Genomic DNA, 536 nt, shown 5'->3' with positions numbered 1-536 from the left:
CCTGGCGCACCTTCAGGTAAGTGGCATCGAGCCAGAGGTAGGGCCAGTCGCCTGCTAGCGGGCGCTTGAGGAAGGCATGGACGCGCTCGTCGATGTCCTTGCACAGCTTCGAGACTGAGGACTTGGATATGCCGGTCATGCCCATGGCCTGCACCAGATCATCGACGCGCCGGGTGCTGACCCCGGCGATCCATGCCTCCTGGATCACGGCGACCAGCGCCTTTTCCACCGTCTTTCGCGGCTCCAGGAAGCCCGGGAAGTATGCACCGGTCCGCAGCTTGGGGATCTTCAGATTGAGCGTGCCAAGCCGGGTATCGAGGCTGCGGTCGCGGTAGCCGTTGCGCCAAGTCGTGCGCTCGCCGGAACGCTCGTGCCGGCCGGCACCGACCAGGCCCTCAACATCGGCCTCCATGATGATCTGCAATACGCTCTCGGCAATGGTGCGCAGAAAATCTCCATCTCCGCTCTTCGCCAAAAGCTCGGCAAGCGGTAGTCTGTCTTCGGTCATCGGGATCAACTCCTTGGTTGGTGTGAAG

The 536-nt window shown here is 62.5% G+C and carries 1 protein-coding gene; it reads right to left on the bottom strand.

The features are described from left to right. Positions 1-508 (bottom strand): transposase (locus tag AX708_RS04145; protein WP_197426341.1); only part of this gene is annotated, 508 nt, incomplete at its 3' end. Positions 509-536 lie beyond the last annotated feature (28 nt).

Source organism: Erythrobacter sp. CCH5-A1, from assembly GCF_001557115.1.
GTDB lineage: Bacteria > Pseudomonadota > Alphaproteobacteria > Sphingomonadales > Sphingomonadaceae > Erythrobacter.
This window is presented reverse-complemented; position numbering and strand designations above follow the sequence as displayed.